Annotated in this window: 10 protein-coding genes and 1 pseudogene; 3 read left to right on the forward strand and 8 right to left on the reverse strand. The window is 42.5% G+C overall.

Annotation, left to right across the window (positions count from 1 at the left end):
- Positions 1-101: pseudogene (locus A9957_RS07560) on the reverse strand (imidazole glycerol phosphate synthase subunit HisF); the annotation flags it as partial.
- Positions 102-260: 159 nt separating this feature from the next.
- Between A9957_RS07560 and A9957_RS07565 the strand changes: the two are divergent.
- Entirely contained in the window at positions 261-1,103 is an 843-nt protein-coding gene (locus A9957_RS07565; RefSeq protein ID WP_292343744.1) for an energy-coupling factor ABC transporter ATP-binding protein, read from the forward strand.
- 12 nt (positions 1,104-1,115) lie between these two features.
- Complete coding sequence (gene cbiQ / locus A9957_RS07570) at positions 1,116-1,922, forward strand: cobalt ECF transporter T component CbiQ (RefSeq protein ID WP_292343745.1); 807 nt, start codon at positions 1,116-1,118, stop codon at positions 1,920-1,922.
- A gap of 32 nt (positions 1,923-1,954) precedes the next feature.
- On the opposite strand, the gene A9957_RS07575 is transcribed toward cbiQ, so the two are convergent.
- Both A9957_RS07575 and cbiM read right to left on the reverse strand, forming a co-directional pair.
- The gene (locus tag A9957_RS07575) at positions 1,955-2,248 is read right to left on the reverse strand and encodes a PDGLE domain-containing protein (protein ID WP_292343747.1); all 294 of its coding nucleotides are present in this window, start codon (positions 2,246-2,248) and stop codon (positions 1,955-1,957) included.
- Positions 2,245-2,895 (reverse strand): cobalt transporter CbiM, encoded by a 651-nt coding sequence (gene cbiM, locus A9957_RS07580; protein WP_292343749.1) that lies wholly within the window; start codon positions 2,893-2,895, stop codon positions 2,245-2,247. The genes A9957_RS07575 and cbiM overlap by 4 nt, the downstream gene beginning before the upstream one ends.
- Before the next feature lie 226 nt (positions 2,896-3,121).
- On the opposite strand from cbiM, the gene A9957_RS07585 reads away from it, so the two are divergent.
- Positions 3,122-4,840 (forward strand): hypothetical protein, encoded by a 1,719-nt coding sequence (locus A9957_RS07585; RefSeq protein WP_292343750.1) that lies wholly within the window; start codon positions 3,122-3,124, stop codon positions 4,838-4,840.
- Positions 4,841-4,857: 17 nt separating this feature from the next.
- Here the strand turns inward: A9957_RS07585 and A9957_RS07590 are convergent, their stop codons facing one another.
- The 5 genes from A9957_RS07590 to A9957_RS07610 form a co-directional block, all read right to left on the reverse strand.
- Positions 4,858-5,043, reverse strand: coding sequence for a hypothetical protein (locus A9957_RS07590; RefSeq protein ID WP_292343752.1), 186 nt, complete (start codon positions 5,041-5,043; stop codon positions 4,858-4,860).
- A gap of 123 nt (positions 5,044-5,166) precedes the next feature.
- Positions 5,167-6,933, reverse strand: coding sequence for a ribosome biogenesis/translation initiation ATPase RLI (locus A9957_RS07595; RefSeq protein WP_292343754.1), 1,767 nt, complete (start codon positions 6,931-6,933; stop codon positions 5,167-5,169).
- Positions 6,934-6,963: 30 nt separating this feature from the next.
- Positions 6,964-7,350, reverse strand: a complete 387-nt coding sequence (locus tag A9957_RS07600; protein WP_292343756.1) for a hypothetical protein — start codon at positions 7,348-7,350, stop codon at positions 6,964-6,966.
- 84 nt (positions 7,351-7,434) lie between these two features.
- A complete protein-coding gene (locus A9957_RS07605) occupies positions 7,435-8,418 on the reverse strand; it encodes an MBL fold metallo-hydrolase (protein ID WP_292343757.1) in 984 nt (327 codons plus the stop codon).
- Between the two features lie 104 nt (positions 8,419-8,522).
- The gene (locus tag A9957_RS07610) at positions 8,523-8,792 is read right to left on the reverse strand and encodes a co-chaperone YbbN (protein WP_072561199.1); all 270 of its coding nucleotides are present in this window, start codon (positions 8,790-8,792) and stop codon (positions 8,523-8,525) included.
- Positions 8,793-8,833: the final 41 nt, after the last annotated feature.

The following is an 8,833-nucleotide window of genomic DNA, read 5'->3' on the forward strand; positions in this document are numbered from 1 at the left end:
CCGGCTTTCCTGAGGTCAAGGAATTCCACACCCTTGACTACGGTCCCGCCGGCTTCGTCCAGGGTAACATCAAGACAGGGGATGATTCTTTTTGTGAGCATGCAAATGACAATGAAGTATTATTGTACTAAATATTACCGGAAGAGGGTTTATGTAAATCAGATTATGTACAACTTCCGTTCTGAAACAATGCGTGTTATCTATTTTTGTATGTTTCACAATCAGTAACATATATATTCAGCGTGTATGATTTTAGACACATGAATCAACCAACTCCTGTGATCGAAACAAAGAATCTTTCTTTTCGGTATTCGCACAGTGATCAAAAAGCTCTCGATGACATTGATTTCAAAGCTTACCAGGGAGATAAAATAGCAGTACTCGGAGCAAACGGTGCAGGAAAATCGACCCTTTTCAAACATCTTAATGGAATACTTAAACCCATTGCAGGAAGTGTTTATGTAAAAGGGCTCCCGATCAAAAAAGATAATATACTGGACGTACGGCATACTGTAGGAATTGTTTTCCAGAATCCTGATGACCAGATTATCTCACCTACTGTAAAGGAAGATGTAGCCTTTGGACCGATGAATTTGGGATTACCATTGGAGGAAGTTGAAGAAAGAGTCAAAAAAGCCCTTGAAATCGTGAATTTATCGGGACTTGAAAAAAGAGTCCCCCATCATCTCAGCGGGGGACAGAAAAAACTGGTTTCTATTGCGGGAATTCTTGCAATCCAGCCTGAAGTAGTGATACTTGATGAGCCAACCGCTGGGCTGGACCCCGTAAGCGCAGATAATGTACTTGACATTATTGAAAGGATGAACAGAGAACTCAATATTACCGTGATAATATCTACTCATGAAGTGGATATCGTACCCTCTTTTGCTGAGAGGGTCGTGGTACTTCACCATGGTGAAATTGAAGCTGAAGGAACTCCTATGGAAATATTTGGCAACGGGATTTTGTTAAAAAAGGCACAACTGCGCATGCCCCGAATAGCTGAAGTTTTTAGCCTTTTGCAGGAAGAAGGGATTGAAATAAAAATCCAGTCCACGCCCTTTGAAGCCAAGGAAGAGTTGCTTAAAGTTATCAAAAGATAAAGGTCTGTTTGTATGGATATTACGCTTACGGATATAGAAAGGCAGACATATAAACAAACACCAATCCACAATTTGGACGGCAGAACAAAACTGGCAATATCAATAATTATAATAATTTACAGTGTATGGTTATCTCCTCTTGAGTTCTCCAACCTTTACAAGTTAGGGACACTGGAATTATATCTTATTGTCCTGATGGTATTGGCTCGATTGAATCCGGTTTATGTACTTTTACGACTACTCGTCACCCTGCCATTTGGAACAAGTATTATTGTCCTACAGCCTTTTGTAAGACATTCGTTTTTGGACCAGGCCACCTATTATCCTGTCGATCTTCCATTCGGACTTGCTGTCACTTATGAAGGACTTCTTTTTGGTGGTTTGTTGTTTGCGAAGTTTCTCGTCTGTGTGTCCGCAATCATTCTTTTGTCATCGACCACAAGCATGAATGAAATGGTTGCAGCAGCCAGAAGACTGGGAATTCCCGCCGAATTTACACTCCTGCTTACAATGATGGTAAGATACCTGTTTCTTTTCTGGATTTTCCTCAAAAGAATTCGTACCGCACAGAAAGTCAGGTTGTTTCACATATGGAACAGGAAAGTACCTAGAAAATGGATTCTCCGACAGATTGCATATACAATAAGTTCCCTTTTCATACGTTCTTATGAACAGGGAGAAAGGACATACATCAGCATGCTGTGCAGGGGATACAAGGGAAATAGTGTGTACCTGCGTAAGGAAAGACTGCGTGTACAGGATTATACGTTTGTGACGATTGCTGCCGGTTTACTTATTGTAATGCAATTATATGGATAAAAGAAAAGAAAAAATAATTGGAAAGCTGAATTTTATGCCTTTGCAGCTTTTCCGATACCGTATGCAATCAGAAGCATTGCAATACTTCCTATTGTTATGGCCAGTATTTCCCCGGATTTACCCATTCCTTCAATTGAATAGTCGGGCATTGGAGACTGGATGGCAGGTTCTGATTCTTCAAGCACTGCAAATTTAGATTCCTCGATTACATTTTCCGCGGAACTTTCAAGACCGTCCGGAGCAGGGGACGCAAGGAAAGGTGCTGCAACCGAGATGACAATTGCAATTGCAAGGCCGACTAAAAGAAACTTCATGTTCTGGTTCATGCTTCCACCCCCCGGCTATCCCTAACTGTATCCGACAACAAATCCGGCCTGGATCTTGCAATTGCCGCCAGTGCGATGGTTGTTATCAATCCCTCACCGACAATACCTATTATGAAGTGAAAGGTCCCCATTGCCATTAAACCCGGTACAAGGGGGAACATACCTGCCAGCCACAATTCAACCGCCGTTGCCAGCGAGGATATGAAAAGGCCAAGCCACGCACCCACAAAAGCAGCAATGCTCATGCTTACACGTTTCTTCAGACCTACAAATGTATAATAACCGATAAACCCGGAAATCAATCCCATATTGATGATGTTTGCACCCATTACAGTGATTCCACCATCACCAAAAACAAATCCCTGTACAATCAGTACAAGAGTCAGTACGAGTAATCCTGCCCAGGGGCTACCCAGTACGATAGCTACAAGCGTTGCGCCAACCATGTGACCACTGGTGCCCATCCCAATAGGTATGTTCAGAGCCTGGATTGCAAATATTCCCGCAGCAAGAGCTGCAAGAATGGGTATTTTCATGTCATCCATTTCTTTTCTCGACCACCGCAAAGACATCATTATGAAAGGGATAGCGATAGCCCAATAGACAATAGCCTGACTTAATGGCATAAATGAATCTGGTATGTGCATATTTCCTCCACTTAACACTGAATTTATATTTTAGTGCATATAGTGTTAATATTTTAAACAATAATATTACATAAAATATGCTCTTAAAATAAATAATTATCGAAAAAATGACCCTGTAGAAACATCCAGGGATACACTATGAACGAATGTCTCAACAATTACAACCACCATGAAGACCGTGGGATATAACAACTTTTATAGACAATGCAACATATATGTGAAGAAGATGCCTTCAAGGTATATTCTTGCCATATTAATCCTGTTACTACTATGCAATCCTGCTTATGCCTATGACCACCAGCATGAGGATATCTGGGTCAATCAGGGTTCCTATTCCCTGGGAGAAGGAGAAAGGGCATTCATTGATAGTTATACCCTAAAACCCTACAATATTGGGAATGGAAACGCAGAATTAATTCTCTATCTCAATGATAACTATATTGAACATTTCCGCCTTGATGACAGCGCCAACAATGAATATATCCACGAAAACACACTAAGGGTTAATGTCACAGAAATAAACAAGGGGCAAGTTACTTTTGATGCTGCATTCCACGAGTTTGAGAAAGTATGGATACTGAGAGAAAGTTACAGGCTTGATGCAGGAAACAATGTATCCTATGAAAATACAGATGTAAAACTTCAAGCAATCGATGAAGCCACAAAAACTGCATATCTTGACATAAAGCATAATAACGAAAATCAAGAGCAGGAATTCAAACGCGGGGACGTCCTGAAATACAACAGGGAAATTATGTTCAGGGTCTCCTATGTCGATAGTACATCAGTAGTGGTTGAGGTCTACACACCTGGAGAAGCCTCTGTTCAACTAAGCCTCACAGGTATCAGGGATACATACCGATGCAATAATCAGATTCATGCAACAGCATCCATTCAAAACACAGGAGAGTTGACCCTTAGGGGAATATCCCTTGAAACAGAAAATTCTGTTGGAGATATAATCCAGAAAAATGTGTCCCAGGTCCTTAAACCCGGGAAAAACTTCACCACTGACCTGATTATCCGAATACCCGAACAACCACGCAAGATCAATTCCGAAATTGCACTTTACCTAAAAGGTTTTGATTACCAGAGCAACGAGCATGATGATTCCGTAAAAACCACAACCACAATCCTTCCCTTCATATCCATCAACAAGGAAATTGTGGAAAAAAACCTAGACGCTACTTCCAACTTATCAGTAAACCTTTCAATCCATAATTATGCTTCTTCTAAAAAGATAATCCATCTCCAGGACAATCTTCCTTCATCCTTCTTGTTGATGGACAATCCTTATCCAAAATGGGATCTGGTAATCCCTTCAAACAGCAGTGACACAGTCAATTATACAGCTATGCCCACGGAGCCAGGAAGATATGAAATCAAACCTGCAACTGCCAGTTTTGAATATAAGGGTAATTCATATGAAGTGACCTCTGATGGAAACTTTCCGGTAGTAGTTGAAGGTACCAAACTGGAAATAGACAGGAAACTAAACAAGACTACTCCCATAATAGGGGAACATGTCAGAATATCCCTGACAGCATCCAACACAGGAACCATAACCTCGAATGTGGAGGTGGAAGAAAATGTTCCTGATGAGGTGGATGTTATTGGAGGGGAACTTTCCTGGGCTGGTAAACTGAAGCCCCTGGAAGAAAAAACCATTGAATATACCATCAAGACACCTGATGCCCCTGCAGTTCATTTGTCTCCGACTGTGCTTGAATATGAAAGAGAGGACGGGACTGCCGGGCAGGTAAAAACCGATACTTACACAATAAACATACAGGATGGCAATGCAGACGGCCATACGAAAGATTCAAACCAGCCAGCCGGAGAACCTATGGGAGCAAAAATGCTCATTGGCATCTATGCTGTACTGCTCATAGTAATTGTAACCGGCCCCCTGATCGCATACTTATATATAAATAAAAAACGTTGATTGAAATTAAAGAGGATTTAAATGGACATAATAGCTTTCTCCATATCAATTGCCTTCTTTCTGATATTATCCGTTGCTGTATTGTTCATATTTTTCAGGTACTCATCCTTTTTTGCAATACTGCTGCTCACAATACCCATTATGCTTGCAACAATTATTGTACCTGAACCCACCGGGACCTTCCTGTCCATACAGCATTTCATGCTTGATGGGGGAAATGTCCCTATAAACAACTACCACATCCTGTTCATAGTATGGACTACACTGACAGGAATAATTATCTACAGTGAGTTTCTCACCTGGTACCTTGCAAAAAGAGGATGAAATTATTCATCCAGATTGTAATAATAGTATTCACCCTTGGATTTTTGCAACCTGTCCAGATGTGAATCCTTTTTATTGACCCTGGGCCGGGACGTATCTTCATCACGGCGGAAAGTTATGTCCAGGTTGGAGAGGAATTTATTCATTCCTTTCTGCATACCGGTCGGGGAATGAGCTTCACCATATACAGCCGGCTCACCTTCAAATACGATCAACCTTTCACTGAGCATATCGATCATGTAAATATCATGATCTACAACCATGGCGGTTTTCTTATTGTTCTCAGCAAAACGCTTGATGGTCTTGGTGGCCTGGGAGCGCTGCTCGACATCAAGATGAGCACTGGGTTCATCAAGAATATACATATCTGCATCCCTGGTCAAACAGGCTGCTATTGCAACCCTCTGTAATTCACCACCACTGAGATCGGCCAGGGAGCGGTCATAGAGCCTTTCAAGCTGGAGAGGTTTGGCAATCTCAGCCTCATAGTAACTGGTGTCGACCTTTGAGGAGATTCCCCTGAGGAAATACTTAACCAGTAGATTCTGGTCAACCACGACATACTGGGGCTTATAGGAAATGGATATGTCAAAGTCCATCTCTTTTTCATCCGGTTCTTCCTCGCCCGCAAGGACCTTTACGAAAGTGGACTTACCAATTCCATTGGGACCCACAACACCGAGCACTTCACCGTTTCTAAGAGAACCTTCAGCTGCTTTGAGGCTGAACTTATCATAGTTCTTGGAAAAGCCCCCATATTCCACAAGTGTGCCAACTTCTTTTTCAGCTCTTGGAGGATGCACCTCAAAATTAATGCTGTCCGGCCTGACACGCACATTTTCCTCGGGAAGATAACCTTTGAGATACTGATTGATGGCAATACGCACTCCCTTGGGATGAGTAATCACACCATAGCCAGAAGGCATACCATAAGCAACATGTACCACATCAGAGAGCATGTCCAGAATTGCCAGATCGTGTTCTACAACAAGTACGGCCTTGTCCTGTGAAATTTCCTGAATTAACTGGGACACTTTTATACGCTGGTAAATATCAAGATAGGGACTGATCTCATCAAAAAAATAGAAATCGGCGTCTTTGGCAGCACAGGCAGCAATCGCTACTCTCTGGAGTTCCCCTCCACTCAAGTCCCCGATATTGCGATCCATTATATTAGATAAACCGAGTTTATTCACAAGATCATCCAATCTGCCACATTCATCTGTATTTTCAAGCAATTCACGGGTTTTGCCCTTGAAAGCTTTGGGGATCATATCCACATACTGAGGTTTCTGGGAAACTTTTATAGTATCTTCTGCAACCTTGCTGAAATATTCATACATAGAGGTTCCTGAATAATATTCAAGCACCTCATCCCAGCTTCCTTCCTCACCACCAAAATTGGGGATCATGTTTCCTGAAAGAATCTGCACACAGGTACTTTTACCGATACCATTGGGCCCCAGAATACCGGTTACCCTGCCGGTTTCAACTGAAGGCAGGCCATAGAGCGCAAAACCATTGGTACCGTAACGATGGATTGGTTTATCCAGTTCTTCGGGCAGGCCAATAATCATAATGGCATCAAAGGGGCATTTATTGACACATATACCACAACCCACACACATCTCTTCTGAAATTATGGGTTTACCGTCTTCTCCAAAAATGATTGTTTCGTCACCTGTCCTGACGCGGGGACAATATTTCTCACACTCGTGGCTGCATCTTCTGGGCTGACATCTATCTTTATTCAGTACTGCAATTCGCATATCAAAATACCTGCCAGATAAGGGTGGATATCAGTTCAAAAGTAATGTCCATGTAACAAGGCAAAAATCAAGAACTATGAATTCTACGTAAAACCAGTCTTTCATACCGAATTCCTTGGTATCGATATTGATCCTTGGGAAAATCAACCGCTGGGCATAATAGGCAAGTATTGCAACAATCACAAGAATAGCATACCATTTTGATTGTGCTCCTGTTCCCAGGATGTTGAATGCTATGATACCTGCGAAAATTCCTATGAAAGCAGCAACTGCAGTCTTCACGATACCCTCAACATGAGCTGCTCTCTTCTCCTCGGGGGTCATGACCTTAGTAGCTGTGGCCACTTTTGCAGCAGAAGCCTTTTCCCCTTCAGCAGGCTTATTTTCCTTTTTTGATTTATTCGCTTTATTTTTCAAGGGGCATCTTCTCCTGAATGAATATTATGAATGAACATACAACACAATAACCTATATAAACGTTTATTCATAGGTGATCACCTATTACATAAATTCATTGCTGACAACATTATTGATATCTGCAAGGCAAACAGCATCATATCCCAGTGTATTCAGATGACAAGCAAATCGGGAGGGGCGATGTCCCCCGGGATGATAGACCACCACAAATTCCGGATCGATATCCAGAACCATTTTTTCCAGGCCTGAAGCATCCAGGTGGTCACTGATATTGATGGAGGGAAAACGGTGGTCCCTGCGTCCTGTAATCATGTATTTGGACATATAAAGGGGAAGTTGTTCCAGTTTGCCCGGAGAAACAACATTGACTCCAGCTCCCTCATTCATCGAAACAAGTTCACCTGCATCCTCAAGCAGGTTTTGTGTAAGTTCCTGCGACCTGTCATCCATCCCTATTGGCCCCTCATAGCCTGATTGCCTGATAAGTCTGACAACCCTTTGCGCCTTCCCAAAAGGATAAGCACCAAATGCTACATCCTGAGGGGATTCAAGTGCCGCATAAAATCCTTCCAGATCATCCTCAAAATAACAGGAAAGGTCAGCAGGGTCTCCATAATTTGCCTCGGTTATGAGTACATCACAGGAGGGAAGATTGGAGGCGTCCTTCACATCACCTGTTGCAAGAATACGCATCCCGTTTTCATTTTCCCACCCAAAGGCCACAGAACCATCGGTGTGGTGGGTTGGATAGGTCCGGATTTTTACATCCCCATAGTCAATAAGCCCGTTTTCCCCTGCCAGATTGCCTTTAAAGTTACGACTATGCCGTACCTCCAGGGCCTTCATGGTTTTTTCCGTGCATATTGAGAACTCGGACAGCATTGCTGAGTTGCCGTGATGGTCGGAATGGGCATGGGTTATCAAATAAGCGTCCGGCTGCGGATACTTTGCCGCAACCCTTGTAGAATCAATAAAAAAAGAGCGCAAATTCCCTTCTTCACTTCTGAATTTTACAGCCAGATGGGGCTTGAATCCTCCACGGGCGTTTTTTTGCCGATACGGCATCATACCCATCCTGACCAAACGCTGCACTTGTTATACCTCAGGACAGGAGAGGACTACAAGTTATTTACCCTTTTGTGAAAAAGAGAAGAAAAAAGAGGGGGTATGCATCAGAATAATTTCTTCAGTTCAGCACTCAGTATATCGGCACTGGTTACACCGGTATATCTTTTAATTTCCGAACCATCTTTTTCGATGATCAGGGTAGGTACCGCATGAATTCCATATTTCCCGGCAAGGTCCGGACTCTGATCCACATCAACTTCCTTAATATCGACCTTGTCGCCGAGTTCTTTCTCCAGGTTCTCAAGAATTGGTTTCTGCATCTTGCATGGGCCACACCAGGTGGCGCTGAAATCATATAATACAACATTACTCATCCGATATCACCTTGAATATTACCATATATATCTACAACAGT

This window comes from Methanohalophilus sp. DAL1 (assembly GCF_001683555.1).
GTDB lineage: Archaea > Halobacteriota > Methanosarcinia > Methanosarcinales > Methanosarcinaceae > Methanohalophilus > Methanohalophilus euhalobius.

What these genes read in the sequence shown, in the direction of transcription:
- A9957_RS07565 (WP_292343744.1), top strand. Translation starts at nt 261, where the DNA reads ATGAATCAACCAACTCCTGTGATCGAAACAAAGAATCTTTCTTTTCGG.
- cbiQ (WP_292343745.1), top strand. Translation starts at nt 1,116, where the DNA reads ATGGATATTACGCTTACGGATATAGAAAGGCAGACATATAAACAAACA.
- A9957_RS07575 (WP_292343747.1), bottom strand. Translation starts at nt 2,248, where the DNA reads ATGAACCAGAACATGAAGTTTCTTTTAGTCGGCCTTGCAATTGCAATT.
- cbiM (WP_292343749.1), bottom strand. Translation starts at nt 2,895, where the DNA reads ATGCACATACCAGATTCATTTATGCCATTAAGTCAGGCTATTGTCTAT.
- A9957_RS07585 (WP_292343750.1), top strand. Translation starts at nt 3,122, where the DNA reads ATGCCTTCAAGGTATATTCTTGCCATATTAATCCTGTTACTACTATGC.
- A9957_RS07590 (WP_292343752.1), bottom strand. Translation starts at nt 5,043, where the DNA reads ATGAAATGCTGTATGGACAGGAAGGTCCCGGTGGGTTCAGGTACAATA.
- A9957_RS07595 (WP_292343754.1), bottom strand. Translation starts at nt 6,933, where the DNA reads ATGCGAATTGCAGTACTGAATAAAGATAGATGTCAGCCCAGAAGATGC.
- A9957_RS07605 (WP_292343757.1), bottom strand. Translation starts at nt 8,418, where the DNA reads ATGATGCCGTATCGGCAAAAAAACGCCCGTGGAGGATTCAAGCCCCAT.
- A9957_RS07610 (WP_072561199.1), bottom strand. Translation starts at nt 8,792, where the DNA reads ATGAGTAATGTTGTATTATATGATTTCAGCGCCACCTGGTGTGGCCCA.